We start from the raw sequence: 18,572 nt of genomic DNA on the forward strand, positions 1-18,572 counted from the left end.
GACCAGGAAAAGCTATGCTGCTGAGATTCTCATCCGTCACAGTGAATTATGAACAAAATCGTCTATGTGGAAGATGAGCCAGAAGTAGGCGAACTGATCGCCGCTTATCTTGGCCGCCACGATATTGAAGTAATTGTTGAAACGCGCGGTGACCGCGCCGAAGCCACCATCGCCCTGCACGATCCCGATTTAGTGATGCTGGATATCATGTTACCCGGCAAAGATGGCATGACATTGTGCCGCGATCTGCGTGCTAGCTGGCAAGGTCCGATTGTGCTGCTCACCTCGCTCGATAGCGACATGAACCACATTCTGTCGCTGGAGATGGGCGCTAACGATTACATCCTCAAAACCACGCCGCCGGCGGTGTTACTGGCGCGCCTACGTTTGCATCTGCGTCAGGCGCATGCCGGTCAGCCGGAAGTGACGCCCGCCCTACAAAGCTCACAACGCGTGCTGCGTTTTGGTTCCCTGACCATCGACTCGCTCAATCGCCAGGTGACGCTGTTTGAGGAGAATATTGTGCTATCCACCGCCGATTTCGATCTGCTGTGGGAACTGGCGAATCACGCCGGACAGATCCTCAATCGCGATGCGCTGCTGAAAACCCTGCGCGGCGTGACCTACGATGGCATGGATCGCAGCATCGACGTGGCGATTTCTCGCTTACGCAAAAAACTCTACGACAGCGCCACCGAGCCATTCCGCATCAAAACCATCCGTAACAAAGGCTATCTGTTCGCGCCGCAGGCCTGGGATACCCGTTCCGCATGAGAAAGCTCTTTATTCAGTTCTATTTGCTGCTGTTCGTCTGTTTTCTGGTGATGACGCTGCTGGTTGGGCTGGTGTACAAATTCACCGCCGAACGCGCCGGACGCCAGTCGATGAACGACTTGATGGCCAGCTCGCTTTTTTTGATGCGCAGCGAACTGCGCGAGATCCCACCGCGCGACTGGAGCAAAACCATTCGCAGCCTCGATCTTGACCTGTCGTTTGATCTGAATATCGAGCCGATGAGCAAATATCAGCTGGGTGATGCAGACATGAAGCGCCTGCGCGCCGGGGAAATCGTGGCGATTGACGATCAGTACACCTTCTTACAGCATATTCCGCGCAGCCACTATGTGCTTTCCGTTGGCCCGATTCCGTATCTTTTCTATCTGCATCAGATGCGCATTCTGGATATCGCGCTGCTGGCATTTATCGGGATGTCGCTGGCGCTGCCGGTGTTTATCTGGCTGCGTCCGCACTGGCAAGAGATGCAGCGGCTAGAGAAAGCCGCGCAGCGTTTTGGCCGTGGCGAACTCGACGTGCGCACCCATTTTGAAAGCACCTCCAGCCTGCACAGTCTTGGCGTAGCGTTTAATCAGATGGCGGAGAACATCAACACGCTGGTTGCCAGCAAGAAACAGCTGATTGACGGCATCGCGCACGAGTTGCGTACGCCGCTGGTGCGACTGCGCTACCGGCTGGAGATGAGCGATAACCTCACCGCCACGGAATCCGCCGCGCTGAACCGCGATGTGGGCCAGCTGGAGAGTTTGATTGAGGAGTTGCTGACGTATGCGCGCCTCGATCGTCCGCGCGTTGATCTTCATCTGCAATCCTTCGATCTGGCGCAATGGCTACGTGTACATATTGAAGACGTGCAAACCATGAATCCGCAGACGCAGATTGCGCTGGATATCCCGCAGCTGGAGAACGTCGGCAGCGCTGACACGCGCCTGATGGAGCGTGTGCTGGATAATCTGGTGAATAACGCCCTGCGTTATGCGCAACAGCGCCTGCGCGTAAGCTTATGGTTTGATGGCGCGCTGGGCTGTTTGCAGGTGGAAGACGACGGTCCGGGCATTCCGCAGGAAGAGCGCGCCCGCGTGTTCGAACCTTTTGTACGCCTCGATCCAAGCCGCGATCGCGCCACCGGCGGTTGTGGTTTGGGTCTGGCGATCGTGCACTCCATTGCGCTGGCCATGCAGGGAAATGTCTCGATTGAGAGCAGCCCGCTTGGCGGCGCCAGCGTTCGCTTTTGCTGGCCGGTTGATCTACCCTTGCGGGACATTGCGCCACGCTTACCGTCATAAGGAGCTTATTACGTGACTTCCGCTTATCAAGAACTTAGCCGCACTTTTCAGCGTCTCTCCCGCTTTGGCCATTTAGGTGCCATTGCCGGTGTCGATATGCAAACCACTATGCCGCCGGGCGGCAGCCAGGCGCGCGGTGAAGCGATGGCCGAACTGAGCGTGTTCATGCACGAAGTGCTGACCGATAAACGCCTCGGCGGGCTGTTTAATGCCGCGCAGCAGGAATTATTGAATGATGTCGAGCAGGTTAACCTGAGCGAGATGCAGCGCGCCTGGCAGCAAGCGACGCTGCTGCCCGCCTCACTGGTGGAAGCCAAGTCGCTGGCCGGTTCGCGCTGTGAACACGCCTGGCGTCAGCAGCGTCCGGCGAACGACTGGCAAGGTTTCTCCGCCAATCTGAAAGAAGTGGTGAAGCTGAGCCGTGAAGAGGCGCAGCTGCGTGCCGATGCACTCGGCGTATCGCGCTACGACGCGCTGCTGGATGTGTTTGAGCCTGGCATGACCAGCGCGCAGCTGGATCAAACCTTTGGCGATCTGAAAAGCTGGTTGCCCGACCTGCTACAAAGAGCAGTGGCGAAGCAGCAGCAAACCCCGATCGCGCAGCCGGTGGGTCCGTTCGCTATCGAATCGCAGAAACAGCTCGGCCTGAGCGTGATGAAAACGCTGGGCTTCGATTTCAATCACGGCCGTTTAGATGTGAGTGCGCATCCGTTCTGCGGCGGCGTGCCGGAAGATGTGCGCATTACCACGCGTTACAACGAGAACGACTTCCTTAGCGCCATGATGGGCGTGATCCATGAAACCGGCCATGCGCGCTACGAGCAGAATTTGCCAAAACAGTGGCGCGGTCAGCCGGTGGCGCAGGCGCGTTCTACCGCGATTCATGAGTCGCAAAGCCTATTTATGGAGATGCAGCTGGGGCGCAGTGAAGCCTTCCTGCAACATATCCATCCGCAGGTGGTGGCGCTGATGGGCGATCAGCCTGCGCTGGCGCTAAACAACTTTATCCGTCAGGCGCAGCGCGTGAAGCCGGGCTTTATTCGTGTCGACGCTGACGAACTGAGTTATCCGGCGCACGTGATTTTACGTTACGAGATCGAGCGCGCGCTGATTGAAGGCGAGATTGAAGTTGAAGATATCCCGGCGCTGTGGGACGAGAAGATGCAGCAATCGTTGGGCATTGATACGCGCGGTAATTATCGCGATGGCTGCATGCAGGATATTCACTGGACCGACGGTGCGTTTGGCTATTTCCCCACCTACACCTTGGGTGCGATGTATGCAGCCCAGCTGTTCCAGGCGGTGAAGCGTGCCATTCCGCAGGTTGAGACGCTGATCCAGCAAGGTGAGTTGCAGCCAGTGTTTGACTGGTTACAGCAGAACATCTGGCAGCACGGCAGCCGTTTCCCAACGCAGCAGCTGCTGATCAATGCCACCGGCGAAGCGCTGAATCCGCACTATTTCCGTCAGCACCTTGAACAACGTTATCTCTCTGAGTAAACTGCGCGGCGGCCGATGCGGCCGCCCTTTTCTCTTCCTTTACGCCGCTTTGTACAATCCGTTACACGCCGATACCAATGCCTCACGGAAAGCCTGAATTGTTTTTCATATAGTGTTTTCACCGGCCCCGCAGTGGGCTACACATGAAAAAATAGTTCGAGGATTTTGCAATGAAAAAATTATTTGCACTGGTGATCGCCGCTGCTATGGGTATGTCTTCTGTTGCTTTCGCTGCTGAGACCACAGCTGCTCCAGCAACGCCAGCAACCACTGCAGCGCCAGCGAAACACAAAGCAGTACATCATAAGAAACCTGCTGCTCAGAAAGCGCAGGCTGCTAAGAAGCACAAAAAAGTAGAGAAGAAAGCGCCAGCTGCACAGAAAGCTCAGGCCGCTAAAAAGCATCATAAAAAAGCAACCAAGCCAGCTGCACAGAAAGCCCAGGCTGCTAAAAAGCACCACAAAAAAGCAACCAAGCCAGCTGCACAGAAAGCCCAGGCAGCTAAAAAGCACCACAAAGCAACCAAACCAGCTGCACAGAAAGCTCAGGCTGCTAAAAAGCACCACAAAGTAACCAAGCCAGCTGCGCAGAAAGCTCAGGCTGCTAAAAAGCACCACAAAGTGAAAAAAGCAGCTAAATAAGATCGCTTTAGCGCCAACACCGTATTGATGATTGAAAACACCCGGTTATGCCGGGTGTTTATTTACTGGAGTAGCGAAAAATGGTGCGTCGCTATCGCTTCGAAATTATTCTGATTGTGATGATCCTCTGTGGCATAGTTGCAGCCAGCTTTTTTATCTAATCGTTGTAGCGTGCTGATTACTCCAATATTTCTCCCTTTTTCACCGCTCACCGACTATAGTTATCGCTCAAGCGTGATGACAACAACTTCTACTTATTCTCGCCATTGAGAGAACTATGCGCCTGGCTATCCTGTTACTCGTTGGTCTTTTCAGTTTTACCCACACAGCACATGCCGATGATGAAGATGGGCCAAGCCCGGAAGACATCAAAACGTTGTTTTTTGGCAAAGATCATCGCCAGGCGATCAGCGACGTGAGCGCCGCGCCCTGGGATGCCATCGGTCAGTTAGAGACCGAAAGCGGTAACCTCTGCACTGCCACCTTGATTTCTGCCCATCTGGCGTTGACCGCCGGACACTGTTTATTGGCTCCGCCCGGCAAGTTTGATAAGCCGGTGGCGCTGCGTTTTATGGCCAGCGCGAAAGGTTGGCGCTACGAGATTCATGATATTGATGCGCGCGTTGAACCCTCTTTAGCGCGCCGGTTGCAGGCAGACGGCGAAGGCTGGATCGTGCCGCCGGGAGCCGCACCCTACGATTATGGGCTGGTTATTTTGCATAATCCGCCCTCCGGCATTGTGCCGATTCCATTGTTTGAGGGTTCGCGTGGCGATTTAACCGCCGCATTGAAAACCACGCAACGTAAAGTGACGCAAGCCGGATATCCGGCCGATCATCTGGATACGCTCTATTCGCACAGCGATTGTTTAGTGACCGGTTGGGCGCAGCGTGCAGTGTTGTCGCATCAGTGCGATACCTTGCCGGGCGACAGCGGTTCGCCGCTGCTGTTGAAGAACGGTGATGAGTGGCAGTTGATTGCGGTACAGAGTTCAGCACCCGCGCCGGCCGATCGTTACCGTGCCGATAACCGCGCGATTGCGGTGCCGTCCTTTAAAGATAAGCTGGAAGAGTTAGCCCAGTAATTCGGCGCTCTCAGGCAAAAGGCGGGGCCGCTACGTAACGTCGTCGTGGCCCATCCCTGGGGCCGCTGCCCCGCCTTGCCGTTTTCTTCGAGAATTGTGCGATGTTAAAAACGCGCTGTTTCGTAGCGGCGCGATTTATCGCGCCATCTAACAATTAACTCAACTGCTCCATCGCCTGCAGAATACGCTTATCCGAAATTGGATAAGGCGTGCCCAACTGCTGGGCGAAATAGCTAATTCGCAGCTCTTCCAGCATCCAGCGAATCGCCTGCACGTCGGCATCATCCTGACGCTGGGGCGGCAATTTATTCCGCCACGTCTGCCAGGCTTGCTCCACCGCCTGCACTTTCAGCATACGCGCGCGATCGCTGTGAGGATCGACCGGCAGCTTCTCGAGACGACGCTCAATACCTTGCAGATAGCGCAGCGTATCACCAAGACGCGACCAGCCATTGCCGGTGACGAAACCGCGATACACCAGGCCATTCATTTGCGCTTTGATATCGCCTAACGCCAGCGCCAGCGACATATCCACGCGTCCTTTAAGGAACTTGTTGATATTGAACACGCAGGTCAGGATCTGTTCGACCTGTTTAGCGATGGTGACCACGGTTTCATTCAAATCAGCACGCACTTTGTCGCGCAGCTGTTCGAAGTTTTCCTGTTGCCACGCCGGGCCGCCCGCCTCCGCCATCAGCTTATCCACGCCGCAGGCGATACAGTCATCGATCAGTTCCAGCACTTTGCCGTAGGGATTGAAGTACAAACCGAGTTTGGCTTTGTTCGGTAGCTTCTCGTGCAGATACTTGGTTGGCGACGGAATGTTGAGCAGCAGCAGGCGACGCTGACCGCGCCACATCATTTTCTGCTGTTCCACTTCGCTATCGAACAGGCGAATCGCCACGCTGTCCTTTTCATCCACCAGCGCCGGCCAGGCTTTGACCTGATAGCTGCCGCGCTTCTGCTCGTAGCTTTGCGGCAAATCGCCAAAGCTCCAGATGTGCAAACCGCTCTGTTCCAGGCCATCATCCGCCACTTTCGACAGCGTTTCCTGCACTTTGCCTTTCAGCAGCAGCCGCAGCTGATGCAGATTTTTGCCTTCCTGCAGCTTACGGTTGTGTTCGTCAACTACACGAAAAGTCATTTTCAGGTGATCGGGCACCTGATCCCACTGCCAGGCTTCCCGGTCAATGGTGACGCCGGTCATGCGGCGGAATTCGCGTTCCAGCGCATCCAGCAACGGCAGTTCCATCGCCGTAACGCGGCCGAGAAACGCTTCGGCGTAGTTGGGCGCGGGTACCAGATTGCGGCGCACCGGCTTGGGCAGCGATTTGATCAGCGCGATAACCAGTTCGCGGCGCACGCCCGGAATTTGCCACTCAAAACCGGTCTCTTCGATTTGGTTCAGCAGCGGCAGCGGAATGTGCACCGTCACGCCATCGGCATCCGCGCCCGGTTCAAACTGATAGCTCAGCTTGAGTTTCAGGTTGCCTTGATGCCAGAAATTGGGGTAATCGAGCTGGCTGACTTTGTCCGCGCCGTCTTTGATCAGCATTTGCTTATCAAAGCTCAGCAGATCCGGATTCTCTTTGCTGGCCTGCTTCCACCAGCTATCGAAATGGCGTGCAGACACCACGTCGCTGCCGATGCGGCGATCGTAGAAAGCGAACAGCGTTTCATCATCGACCAGAATGTCGCGACGACGCGATTTGTGCTCCAGATCTTCAATTTCGTTGCGCAGTTTCAGGTTATTGCGGAAGAACGCGTGACGCGTCTGCCAATCGCCCTCCACCAGCGCATGACGGATAAACAGCTCGCGGCTCAGTTGCGGATCGATGCGGCTGTAATTAACCTTACGCGCCTGCACAATTGCCAGGCCGTAAAGCGTCACTTTTTCCGTCGCCATCACCGCGCCCTGTGCTTTTTCCCAGTGCGGTTCGCTGTAACTGCGTTTAATCAGATGCTGCGCCAGCGGCTCGATCCATTCCGGATCGATACGTGCGGCAACGCGGCCCCATAAACGGCTGGTTTCCACCAGTTCCGCCACCATGGTCCACTTCGGCGGCTTCTTAAACAGCCCGGAACCGGGGAAGATGGCGAAGCGCGCGTTGCGAGCGCCGGTAAACTCCTGCTTGTCGTTATCTTTCTGACCAATATGCGACAGCAAGCCGGTGAGCAAAGCGCAGTGCACTTCACGATACGGCGCGGGTTCGCTGTTGACCGGCATCCCCTGTTCCCGCACCACCTGACGCAGTTGCGTGTAGATATCCTGCCATTCACGCACGCGCAGATAGTTAAGAAACTCGGTTTTACACAAGCGACGGAAGTGATTGCTGGAGAGCGCTTTTTGCTGCTCCTGCAGGTAATTCCACAGATTGACGAAGGCGAGGAAATCAGACTCTTTATCCTCAAAACGACGATGCTTTTCGTCAGATGCCTGCTTTTTATCCGAAGGACGCTCGCGTGGGTCCTGAATCGATAGCGCCGCGGTGATGATCATCGCTTCGCGCACGCAGCCAAATTTTTGCGCTTCCAGCACCATGCGCGCCATACGCGGATCGACGGGCAACTGCGCGAGCTGGCGGCCCGAAGGCGTCAGCTTGTAGGTTTCGTCTTCACTCAGCGTGATGGCACCCAGCTCTTCCAGCAGGCGCACGCCATCCTGAATATTGCGCTTATCGGGTGCTTCGACAAATGGGAAGGCAGCAATATCGCCCAGTCCCAGCGCGGTCATCTGCAAAATCACCGAGGCGAGGTTAGTACGCAGAATTTCGGGATCGGTAAATTCCGGGCGGCTGAGGAAATCATCCTCGGAATAGAGGCGAATACAGATACCTTCCGAAACGCGGCCGCAGCGCCCTTTTCGCTGATTAGCGGAAGCCTGCGAAATCGGCTCAATCGGCAAGCGCTGCACTTTAGTGCGGAAACTGTAGCGGCTGATACGTGCGGTGCCAGGATCGATAACATATTTGATGCCAGGCACGGTCAGCGAGGTTTCCGCCACGTTGGTCGCCAGCACGATGCGGCGTCCACTGTGCGACTGGAACACGCGGTTTTGCTCGGCGTTCGACAGGCGCGCATACAGCGGCAGAATCTCGGTGTGCGCAATATCGCGCTTCATCAGCGCATCGGCAGTATCGCGGATTTCGCGCTCGCCGCTCATAAAGATCAGGATATCGCCGCGGCTCTCTTGTCCCAGCTCATCGACCGCATCGAAAATCGCCTGCAGCTGATCGCGATCGGTGTCGTCAGCCTCTTCCACCATTGGGCGATAACGCACTTCGACCGGATACGTCCGGCCGGACACTTCAATCACCGGCGCATTGTGGAAATGGCGTGAGAAGCGCTGCGGATCGATGGTCGCTGACGTGATAATGACTTTTAAGTCGGGACGACGCGGCAAAAGTTCGCGCAGATAGCCGAGCAGGAAATCGATGTTCAGACTGCGTTCGTGTGCTTCATCGATAATGATGGTGTCGTACTGCAGTAACAGGCGATCCTGCTGGATTTCTGCCAGCAGGATACCGTCGGTCATCAGCTTAACCTGGGTGGTTTCGCTCACCTGATCGTTAAAGCGCACCTTGTAACCGATGGTGCCGCCGAGCGAGGTTTCCAGCTCATCGGCAATGCGGTTGGCCACGGTGCGCGCCGCCAGACGACGCGGCTGAGTGTGACCAATCAGCCCTTTAACCCCGCGCCCCAACGCCAGGCAGATTTTCGGCAGCTGCGTGGTTTTACCCGATCCGGTTTCACCCGCGACGATGACTACCTGATGCTGACTGATCGCATCAGCAATGTCCTGCTGCTTCTGACTCACCGGCAGGTTGTCCGGGAAAGTGATGCGCGGTGTCGCCGCCGTGCGCTGCGCCAGGCGCTGCTCCGCCGCGACAAATTCCGGCTCCAGTTCAGCCACAATGCCCTGCTGCGCCGCAGGATTTTTCACCTTTGCAGCGCCCAGCAGTCGACGTCGCAGACGTTGACTGTCGCGCAGCGTCAGATTATCGAGCCGCGGCCAGAGGGAGGCTAAAGGTGAAGAGTCGGATGATGACATAGCGATGCGTTACCTGTTGTTGCAGCGGGCAGATGATTTCCCGGCGGATTCAAGCAATTAATGGTCGGCATCATAGCACAATTTGGAACACCTGCCTGAACGGGACGTGCGAGGTTATTCAATTATTTCGAACATTGATCTCGAAATATTGCGCTTTTACCTCGCGGGCTAACTCCGTACAGTGTAAAGCATTGAGCGGTAAGCCAACCGCGTAACGCACAGGAAAATACCATGAGCAAAGTTTTAGTTCTGAAATCAAGCATCCTCGCTGGTTACTCTCAGTCAAATCAACTGGCTGACTTCTACGCTGACGAAGCACGCGCTAAAGGTGACTCGGTTACCGTACGTGATTTAGCCGCGCAGCCGATTCCGGTGCTGGATGGTGAGCTGGTTGGCGCGCTGCGCCCATCCGATGCCCCACTGTCACCACGTCAGCAGGAAGCGCTGTCTCTCTCCGATGAGCTGATTGCTGAACTGCAAGCCCATGACACCGTGGTTATTGCCGCACCCATGTACAACTTCAACATTCCAACTCAGTTGAAAAATTACTTCGATCTGATTGCCCGCGCTGGCGTGACCTTCCGTTACACCGAAGCAGGCCCGGAAGGTCTGGTGACCGGCAAACGTGCGGTGATCCTCTCCAGCCGTGGCGGCATCCATAAAGATACGGCCAGCGATCTGCTGACCCCATACGTGAAGCTGTTCCTCGGCTTCATCGGTATCACTAACGTGGAGTTCGTGTTCGCGGAAGGCATCGCTTATGGTCCAGAAGTGGCGACCAAAGCGGCTAACGATGCAAAAGACGCCATCAAACAAATCGTTGCTGCGTAATCATTTTTTTCGCATGATCAATGCCCGCCAGGCTTAACCGGCGGGCATTTTTTTTGCTGTTATTTTTCAGCACAGCGAAAGGAGATGAAGTGACACAATACAATCAATATGGTCAGCCTATCGGTTTTGCGCTACCCGACTGGCAACCCGCAATCTTCCCGCCCGCTGATATTCTCACTGGCCGCTTTTGCCATCTCACACCGCTTCAACTCAATCACGCGCCCGCCCTGTTTGCCGCCTTTTTGCTGGTACCCGACGATCGCGACTGGACCTGGCTTGGCGCATCGCAGCCGCAATCGTTAGCCGAGATGAACGATTGGATTGCCAATAAAATAGGTGACCGTGGATTGGTCAGTTATGCGGTGATCGATCAGGCTAATCAGCAAGCGGTTGGCGCGGTCTGTTTCGCCAATATCGACGTGCAGAACGGCGCGATTGAGATTGGCCATGTGACCTGGTCGCCGCTGATGCAGCGCAACGTATTGGGCAGTGAAGCGTTATATCTGCTGTTGCAGCAGGCCTTCGCGCTCGGTTATCGCCGCGTGGCGTGGCGTTGTGACTCCCTAAATCTGGCTTCACGACGCGCCGCTGAACGCATCGGCTTTACCTTTGAAGGTCGTTTTCGTCAGGCCATGACGCGCAAACAGCGTAATCGCGATACCGATTGGTTATCAATCATCGATGGCGAATGGCCGCCGATTCAGCAGGCCTTAAGCCAATGGCTGGCGGCGGAGAATATGGATCAGCACGGACGCGAAAGGCAAAAGCTGCGCTGCTTTTTCTCCGCAGATTGACGTTGGCTATACTGACTCGCTGTTATCCACGCAATTGAAGAGGTACTCATGTCCAAGGTATTTATCATTGGCGGCGCAGGCAACATTGGCCGTCGTCTGGCATCACTGCTGGCCGCAAACGGGCACGTTGCGCGCCCGCTGTTACGCAAAGCGGAACAGGAGCAGCCTTTGCGTGAACGGGGTGCTGAGCCGGTTAACGGCGACTTAACCGCGCTGGACGCAACATCGCTGGCCGCGCTGATGAAGGGCAGCGATGTGGTGGTCTTTACCGCCGGTGCTGGTGGCAAAGGCGGTGAAGAGATGACGAACGCCATTGATGGCAAAGGATTAACCACCGCGGTTGCTGCCGCGCAGCAGGCCGGCATCTCACGCTTTCTGCTGGTGTCGGCTTTCCCTGAAGCCGGCAGAAACAAAAACCTCTCCGCCAGCTTCGAAAATTACATGCGCGTGAAGAAAGCAGCCGATGTCGAGCTGGCGCAAAGCGATCTGGATTGGGTGATTTTACGCCCCGGCACGCTAACGGATGAGCAAGGCCAAGGCCGGGTGCGTGCTGGTTTGGCCATCCCGTATGGCGATATTCCTCGCGATGACGTGGCGGCGACGCTGGCTGAAATCATCGATCAACCGGCGGTCAGCCGGGTGATCATTGAGTTAACCGGCGGTGAAGTGCCGGTGCATGAAGCAGTTAAGCAACTGGCAACACGCTAGCGTCTTCAACCATCTGCTTCATCCAGCGAACGCAGATGGTCTTTTTTGTTTAGCGTCATCAGCGCCGGAATACTGATTGCAGCCGTGACCATAATGTACCAGGCGGGGATATCCAGATTCCCCGTTTGCTTAATCAGGGAGGTGATAATCAGTCCGGCACACCCCGAGAAAACCGCGTTAGAGAGTGAATAGGCCAGCCCCAGCCCGGTATAGCGGACGCGCGTGGGGAACATTTCAGCTAACATTGCCGGGCCCGGTCCTGCCAGCAATCCCACAATTCCACCCGCCACAAACACCACCAGCGCCTTGATCAACAGCGTTGAGGACTCGGCCTGCAACACTTTCAATAACGGTAATGCCAGCACCAGCAACAAACATGCCGCGATAACCATCACGCTGCGGCGTCCGATTTTATCGCTAAGCATGCCCGCTGGAATGATGGTGGCGGCAAAGCCAAGATTGGAGATCACCGCAATCAATAGCGCCTGGTTAAAGCCGGTGTGCAGCGAAGATTGCAGATAGGTTGGCATGATCACCAGATAGGTATAGCCCGCCGCTGACCACACCATCACGCGGCTGATTGCCAGCAAGATAATCCTGAGCGTCGCGCCAAAACTGGCGCTGACCGCCATTGGCTGATGCGCTTTTTGCGTTTGCTGCTGACGCACGAAGCTGGGCGTTTCTTCCATGCTGTAGCGCAGCCACAGCGCCACCATCCCCATCGGCAAGGCGAGGAAGAAGGGAATGCGCCAGCCCCAACTGTGCATCTGATCCACACTCAACACCGCCGACAGCAACGCGACAATGCCAGCGCCCGCCAGCAGGCCCAACGCCACGGTGAATGATTGCCAGGCACCGTAACGTCCTCGCTGCCCTTTGGGGGCAAACTCTGTCATCAGTGACACCGCACCGCCGTATTCCCCCCCAGCAAACAAGCCCTGCAGAATACGCAGACCGGTAATGATCAGCGGCGCCGCCACACCAATGCTGGCATAGGTGGGAATAATGCCGATCGCGGTCGTTACCAGCGTCATCATGATCAAGACAAAAATCAGCGTCGGCTTGCGCCCAATACGATCGCCCATGCGGCCAAAAAATATTGCGCCCAACGGACGGAAGAAAAAGGCGATGGCGAAGGAAGCGTAGGTCAAAATAATGCCGGTCAGCTCGGCTTCGCCTTGCAGTCGAAAGAAGTTCTGCGCGATCACCGTCGCGAGAAAGCCATAAACCGCAAACTCGTACCATTCAATGAAATTGCCCACTGAACCGGCGATTAAGGCGCGCTTCTGTGCATCCGTTGTCGTTTGAGGCATTGGCATTTTAAGCTCCCAAAAAGATTATCTGCGGATAAACCTTACTTACGCAGCCACTGCCCATTGATGCCGCGCACATACTCGCCGCTCCCTGCGCGGTTCACCAGCTTTTCGCCGGCGATGCGCGCCACTTCGCTGGCAGTCAGGTTATTTTGCTGCGCCACGCGCTGATATTGCTGCAGGCGGCCATCGTTAATGCGCTTGACCAGCGCCAGCGTTTCTTCGTCCTGCTGACGCGCCGCCACATAGCCGCTGAGCGTTTCGCCCACGCGCCCCTGTTGACGCGCCTCATCCAGCGTGAGCGCCCAGGCAGACGGCATCAACAGCAGCGCCGCAAGCAGCGCGATCCCCTTGCGTTTCATCATGCTTCTCCTCAAAACAGTCCGCTCTGATTCTTCAGCAGCGCTTCCACATCTTTATCCACCTTGATGTGAATCTCATGCTCAATTTTGACGTTCATATTGATGGTGATGGGCTCTTTCGGCGCCGCAACTTCAATGCGCGGCACGCAGCCAATCAGCGGCAGCCAGGCTGCCAGCACCAGTAATGCCCTGAGGCTCATGGTTGGGGATCCTTCTTCGAGGGTAAGGTGGCATTTTGCTCCACCCAGGATTGCAAATTATCGCCAAAGCGCAGGCTGCGCCACAGCTGGAACAAATTTTCCTGATGCCGGTAGTTCAGATTAACGGTCTGTCGGCGGTTACTGAACTGGCTAACGCCTTTCACTTCCGATTGCATGATTAGATTGCCGAAGTTATCCAGATCGATAGTGGCCCATGAACGCGAGATTTCCATGTAGCGCAGCCAATCCAGCGCCGCTCCGGCCGCAAAGTTATTGCTGACAATCGCGTCCGCCATATCTTTATCCAGCCGGAAGGTGAGCGGACCGCTGTTGGCGATCGAGCCCTTTTCAACCAGCCATTGCGGATTATTCACCCACAGCGGCAATTCGCCATTGACCTTGCCAGACATGGCAAACTGCTTGGGTTTGATCGCGCTGACCAGCTTGCTGAGATTGATCTCCTTCAGCGAGACGCGCGCCGCTTGATGCTGTGGCATGCGCAGTTCGGGCATGCTGACGTGTCCGCCTAACAGATCGAGATTGACGTTGCTGAGCGTTAGCGGCTGGCGCTCCTGCCATGGATAGTGACCTTGCAAATCAGCGGTGATGTTTTGCAGTGAGAACTGATTTTTTACTTCGGCGATACGCAGTGAAACCGGGCCGCGCCGTCCAAGCTGCCATTGATGATCCTTCAGCCGGAACGGCAGCGAGAAATCGATGCCGTTGATTTCACTGTCCGGCATCCACAGGCTGCCGTTTTTCACCGTCCAGTGACCGCCCGCTTCAAAGCCCTGCTCGCTGGCCGCCGAGAATGCCACTTGCGCGCGCAGTTCACCCGATTGGATACGCATTTTTAAATCGCTGCTGAGCAGCGGCTGGAACACCGTCAAAGATTGTGCCGGCCACCAGGCTTCGCCGCGCAGACGTTCGCCATCCCAGCGGCCATGCACGCGTACCGGGCCAATATCCTCCGCCGTCAGCTGACCGCGCCAGATAAACTGGCTGGGATCGCTGCCTTTGGCTTCAAAATTGAGTTCTGATGGCGGCAGCCAGCCGCCGTAGCTGAACTGGGTTTGACCGGATTTTAGTGTGAAACCACCGTTAAACGCCGGATGCGCAGGATCGCGTTGCCAGCGCACCGGCGCATTGAGCGTCAGGCGCGGTTTAGCCACTTGCACCATGCCGTACGCCAGCTGATCGAAACCGGTATTCAGCGTGTCGAGGCTGATCAAAGTGTCCTGCCAGCTGCCGGTGCCATTCACGTCCCATTTGGCGGTGAGCGGCTCGATCAGGCCGTCCCCCCAATAACGCCAGTTCCACACGCCGCTGTCGGGCCAGAAATCGCTGGCGCGGCCATCGAGATGCAATTTGAAACGACCAAAGCTGGGATCGTGTGCCTTAAGTATTGCCTGCAGGCGACCATTAATACCGCTCGACGCCACCGTTACGCCCGCCAGTGGCCAGCGCGCTTCATCCACTTCCAGCGTTGAGAGCAAGCGACCGCGCAAACGCAGCAGCGCGCCTTGTTTCAGGGTCAATTGCGGATCGGTCAGCACGCCGTGCAGTAAGCCCGGCATGCTGCCAAACAGCTGCAGATCGGCGAATTTGCTCTCGCCGGTCAACTGGAACGGCAAGGCGCTATCGACCATGCTCAGTTTGCCAGGGCCAACGCTTAATACCAGATTGCCTTTACCGCCGCGCCCTTGCGTCAGCAAATTAAATCGCCCGCTGACTAGCGTGTTTTCCAGTCCTTGCTGCCAGTTTTCCAGCGTTACTGCCACGCCACCCGATAGCGGCTGATCGGCCTGCGGCCAGCGCCATTGACCTTGCGTAATACGAATCTGCCGCTCATCGACCTGCCACGGCAGCTGCAGCAGCGGCTGATCGTCATCCTGCTGCGTCACCGTCAAGGTGCCTTGCTGTTGCCGCCAGTTAAGCGTCAGGGCCAGCGGCTGCGGCCACTGCACAATATTGAGGTCAGCGCTGAGTTCGCCCGCTACCGGCAAGCCATCGGCAAAGGTTGGCAAGGTGACATCGCCATGCAGGTTGAGCGGTTTGGGCAGTAAAGGATGACTGAGCTGCAGCTGGGCAATCTGCAGCAGTTGGCCTTGCAACCGCGCATCCATACTCAGGTTGTCGCCCTGATAATACAGCCGCTGCACATCGTTATTTAAGGTGAGATCGAAACGGCCGGCATATTGTTGCCACGGCAGAATGGTGATTTTTTGCAGGTGGACATCGGCGCCAGGCAACATCTTCTGCCAGTCGGCCAGGCTGCGCGGCGCACCGCTCGCTTCGCTGTGCGGCAGCGATTGCAGGCAGTCGCTGTTGAGTTGGACTTCACCCGCGCTAAGTTGCCAGCGCTTTTGCTGCCAGCCGAGTGCCGCATCGCTGACGTTTGCCAGTACACAATCGCCCGCCAAATAGCGCACCGACGGAAAATGCAGCGCGCCTTGCTGCCAGCGCGGCGTGCCGTTAAGTTCCACTCGGGTGTTTTCAGGCAGCCAGATACCGGCCAGACGCGGCAACCATTGCGTGAGCGTCAGCAGCAATCCCAATAGCAGCAGTATCAGCGCCAGCAGCGCAGCAAGTGTTCGGCGAAGGCCACGCGTCATGGCAGTTAACGTTCCTGTTCTTTACACAATCCTGACGAGGAGCCAAATGATGGCATGTTACGTCCGGCAAATGAAGGTGTTAGCGACATAGTCTGGCTGAAGCACAGCAAAATGACGCGGAAAACGTTATCCTGTTGTGATACCGACGTTGCATTTTTCAGGAGCGAAACAATGAAAGTTGCGGTTTACAGCACCAAGCATTACGACCAAAAATACCTTGAACACGTCAACGACAGCTACGGATTTGAGCTGCAGTTTTTTGACTTCCTGCTGACACCGGCGACGGCAAAGAACGCCGCGGGCTGTGATGCGGTGTGTATTTTCGTCAACGATGATGCCAGCAAAGCGGTGCTGGAAGAGTTGGCGGCGCTGGGCGTGAAGCACGTTGCGCTGCGCTGTGCCGGTTTCAATAACGTCGATCTGGCGGCGGCGAAAGCGCTCGGCTTAAACGTGGTGCGCGTCCCGGCATATTCGCCAGAAGCGGTAGCGGAACATGCGGTTGGCCTGATGATGACGCTGAATCGTCGCATTCACCGCGCCTATCAACGCACGCGCGACGCTAACTTCTCGCTGGATGGCTTAACCGGCTTCAACATGCATAACAAAACCGCGGGCGTAGTCGGAACCGGCAAGATTGGTATCGCGGCGATGCGTATTCTCAAGGGATTTGGCATGCGCCTGTTAGCGTTCGATCCCTATCCAAGCCAGGCGGCGCTGGAGCTGGGCGCGGAATATGTCGATCTCAAAACGCTGTTCGCTGAAGCCGATGTGATTACGCTGCACTGTCCGCTTACGCCGGAAAACCACCATCTGCTTAACGCGCAGGCGTTCAGCCAAATGAAAGATGGCGTGATGATCATCAACACCAGCCGTGGCGGTTTGATTGATTCACAAGCGGCAATTGATGCGCTTAAACAGCAGAAGATTGGTTCGCTGGGGATGGATGTGTATGAAAACGAGCGCGATCTGTTCTTTGAAGACAAATCGAATGACGTGATTCAGGATGATGTGTTCCGTCGTCTGTCGGCCTGTCACAACGTGCTGTTCACCGGCCATCAGGCTTTCCTGACCGCCGAAGCCTTGACGGCAATTTCAGAAACCACGCTCAGCAACTTGCAGCAGCTGGAACGCGGCGAAACCAGCCCGAATCAGGTCACCGCTTAACCCTTCTGCGCCTGCCTTAGCGGGCGCAGCTTCCACCCATCAGCGCCTGTTCGTCACAGCGACGACCATTCGCCAACTGGCACATACCGATGCGTGAACCGTCTAACTGACGCGAAAACGCCAGCGATCCCCCGGCATTACTGCAATTCACTTCAGCCATTGATGACATCACAACGCGCGGTTGTACGTGGGCGGCAGTAGCTTGTTGCGGCGGTTCGTTATCACTGTTGCTGCTGCAGGCAGAAAGTAACAAGGTGGCGCCAGCCAGCAGGAAGAGAGCGGCTTTCATCGATGGGGCTCCGGGGATTGAGCGAAAAAGTCGCACCAGAATATGTCAGGTGCGCTGAGGGATCGATAGGCGACACAGCTTTTTACAAAATTTAATTTCATTGTTTACAAGCAGAATTATCCTGTTTGAGATATTTCCGCCCTTTTCACCCGGCGGACTGTTTGTTTATCAACCACTAAGGAGAGATCGATGTTGACGGATATGCTGATTCGCATCGCGCTGGCCGGGATTCTCGGCGGGCTGATCGGCCTGGAAAGGCAATTGCGCGCCAAAGAAGCCGGTTTGCGCACCCATATTCTGGTCGGTATCGGCAGCGCGATGTTTATGCTGGTATCGAAATATGGCTTTGCCGACATGTTAGTCAGCGATCATGTGGCGCTCGATCCCAGCCGTATTGCGGCGCAGGTGGTGAGCGGCATGGGCTTTCTCGGCGCCGGTACCATCATTATTCAGAAGCAAGTGGTGAAAGGTCTCACCACCGCCGCCGGTTTATGGGTTACTGCGGCGATTGGTCTGGTGATCGGTAGTGGCATGTATGAAATCGGTATTTACGGCACGGTGCTGGCGCTGGTGGTGCTGGAGACGTTCCGTCGCATCAGTCACTGGCTGATTGGCCGTCATCATACGCTGCTGGTGCACCTCAAACCGAAAAGCGTGCCGCTGGTGCTGCTGGTACTGCAACGCGAGAATGTGCGTTACGGCCATATCGCTGTGGTGAACCGTGATGAGGAGGTTGGCCTGTGTGAACTGAGCGTAGAGGTGACATTGTCACGACGTACGCCGATGAACAACATCTATGACAAAGTGATGGAAATCAAAGGCGTTCAATCACTGGAGATGATGTAAAAATCATCAATGTTAGATTGCGGTGCGCTGCCATCTCGCCAGCACACAGATGAAAAAGTCGCATCATAGCCCTTTGCTAAACTGAACTGATAA

16 protein-coding genes are annotated in these 18,572 nt (G+C 56.0%); 10 read left to right on the forward strand and 6 right to left on the reverse strand.

What is annotated here, in order from left to right; translation table 11 throughout:
- The first annotated feature begins 48 nt into the window (after positions 1–48).
- The 5 genes from rstA (at position 49) to FCN45_RS10095 (ending at position 5,306) form a co-directional block, all read left to right on the forward strand.
- Entirely contained in the window at positions 49–774 is a 726-nt protein-coding gene (gene rstA, locus FCN45_RS10075; protein WP_101764317.1) for a two-component system response regulator RstA, read from the forward strand.
- Positions 771–2,081, forward strand: coding sequence for a two-component system sensor histidine kinase RstB (rstB, locus tag FCN45_RS10080; protein WP_137385849.1), 1,311 nt, complete (start codon positions 771–773; stop codon positions 2,079–2,081). Before rstA ends, rstB begins: the two co-directional genes overlap by 4 nt.
- A gap of 12 nt (positions 2,082–2,093) precedes the next feature.
- Positions 2,094–3,581, forward strand: a complete 1,488-nt coding sequence (locus FCN45_RS10085; protein WP_137385850.1) for a carboxypeptidase M32 — start codon at positions 2,094–2,096, stop codon at positions 3,579–3,581.
- A gap of 170 nt (positions 3,582–3,751) precedes the next feature.
- Positions 3,752–4,222 (forward strand): acid resistance repetitive basic protein Asr, encoded by a 471-nt coding sequence (asr, locus tag FCN45_RS10090; protein WP_007888004.1) that lies wholly within the window; start codon positions 3,752–3,754, stop codon positions 4,220–4,222.
- Between the two features lie 277 nt (positions 4,223–4,499).
- Positions 4,500–5,306 carry a serine protease gene (locus FCN45_RS10095; protein ID WP_137385851.1) on the forward strand — a complete coding sequence of 269 codons (807 nt, stop codon included), beginning with the start codon at positions 4,500–4,502 and terminating at the stop codon, positions 5,304–5,306.
- A 154-nt stretch (positions 5,307–5,460) separates the two neighbouring features.
- Here the strand turns inward: FCN45_RS10095 and hrpA are convergent, their stop codons facing one another.
- Complete coding sequence (hrpA, locus tag FCN45_RS10100; RefSeq protein WP_137385852.1) at positions 5,461–9,357, reverse strand: ATP-dependent RNA helicase HrpA; 3,897 nt, start codon at positions 9,355–9,357, stop codon at positions 5,461–5,463.
- A 231-nt stretch (positions 9,358–9,588) separates the two neighbouring features.
- Here hrpA and FCN45_RS10105 point away from each other — a divergent pair, with 231 nt between their 5' ends.
- From FCN45_RS10105 to FCN45_RS10115, 3 genes are all read left to right on the forward strand, one after another.
- Positions 9,589–10,188, forward strand: a complete 600-nt coding sequence (locus FCN45_RS10105; protein WP_137385853.1) for an FMN-dependent NADH-azoreductase — start codon at positions 9,589–9,591, stop codon at positions 10,186–10,188.
- Positions 10,189–10,277: 89 nt separating this feature from the next.
- Positions 10,278–10,982 (forward strand): GNAT family N-acetyltransferase, encoded by a 705-nt coding sequence (locus FCN45_RS10110; RefSeq protein WP_210421260.1) that lies wholly within the window; start codon positions 10,278–10,280, stop codon positions 10,980–10,982.
- A gap of 48 nt (positions 10,983–11,030) precedes the next feature.
- Positions 11,031–11,690, forward strand: a complete 660-nt coding sequence (locus FCN45_RS10115) for an NAD(P)H-binding protein (protein WP_137385855.1) — start codon at positions 11,031–11,033, stop codon at positions 11,688–11,690.
- Between the two features lie 5 nt (positions 11,691–11,695).
- On the opposite strand, the gene FCN45_RS10120 is transcribed toward FCN45_RS10115, so the two are convergent.
- Genes FCN45_RS10120 through FCN45_RS10135 form a run of 4 tightly spaced genes read right to left on the reverse strand, consistent with a single transcriptional unit; the run spans position 11,696 to position 16,180 of the window.
- Positions 11,696–13,009 (reverse strand): MFS transporter, encoded by a 1,314-nt coding sequence (locus FCN45_RS10120; RefSeq protein WP_137385856.1) that lies wholly within the window; start codon positions 13,007–13,009, stop codon positions 11,696–11,698.
- Positions 13,010–13,044: 35 nt separating this feature from the next.
- Positions 13,045–13,365, reverse strand: a complete 321-nt coding sequence (locus tag FCN45_RS10125; protein ID WP_101764307.1) for a YdbL family protein — start codon at positions 13,363–13,365, stop codon at positions 13,045–13,047.
- A gap of 11 nt (positions 13,366–13,376) precedes the next feature.
- Entirely contained in the window at positions 13,377–13,565 is a 189-nt protein-coding gene (locus FCN45_RS10130) for a YnbE family lipoprotein (protein WP_008106429.1), read from the reverse strand.
- Entirely contained in the window at positions 13,562–16,180 is a 2,619-nt protein-coding gene (locus tag FCN45_RS10135) for a YdbH family protein (RefSeq protein ID WP_137385857.1), read from the reverse strand. The genes FCN45_RS10130 and FCN45_RS10135 overlap by 4 nt, the downstream gene beginning before the upstream one ends.
- Before the next feature lie 171 nt (positions 16,181–16,351).
- Here FCN45_RS10135 and FCN45_RS10140 point away from each other — a divergent pair, with 171 nt between their 5' ends.
- Complete coding sequence (locus FCN45_RS10140) at positions 16,352–17,344, forward strand: 2-hydroxyacid dehydrogenase (protein WP_137385858.1); 993 nt, start codon at positions 16,352–16,354, stop codon at positions 17,342–17,344.
- 16 nt (positions 17,345–17,360) lie between these two features.
- On the opposite strand, the gene FCN45_RS10145 is transcribed toward FCN45_RS10140, so the two are convergent.
- On the reverse strand, positions 17,361–17,633 hold the full coding sequence (locus tag FCN45_RS10145; RefSeq protein ID WP_061718809.1) for a DUF333 domain-containing protein: 273 nt from the start codon (positions 17,631–17,633) through the stop codon (positions 17,361–17,363).
- A 189-nt stretch (positions 17,634–17,822) separates the two neighbouring features.
- Here FCN45_RS10145 and FCN45_RS10150 point away from each other — a divergent pair, with 189 nt between their 5' ends.
- Entirely contained in the window at positions 17,823–18,479 is a 657-nt protein-coding gene (locus tag FCN45_RS10150) for an MgtC/SapB family protein (RefSeq protein WP_137385859.1), read from the forward strand.
- Positions 18,480–18,572: the final 93 nt, after the last annotated feature.

The sequence above is a fragment of the Pantoea sp. SO10 genome, from assembly GCF_005281435.1.
Lineage (GTDB): Bacteria > Pseudomonadota > Gammaproteobacteria > Enterobacterales > Enterobacteriaceae > Pantoea > Pantoea leporis.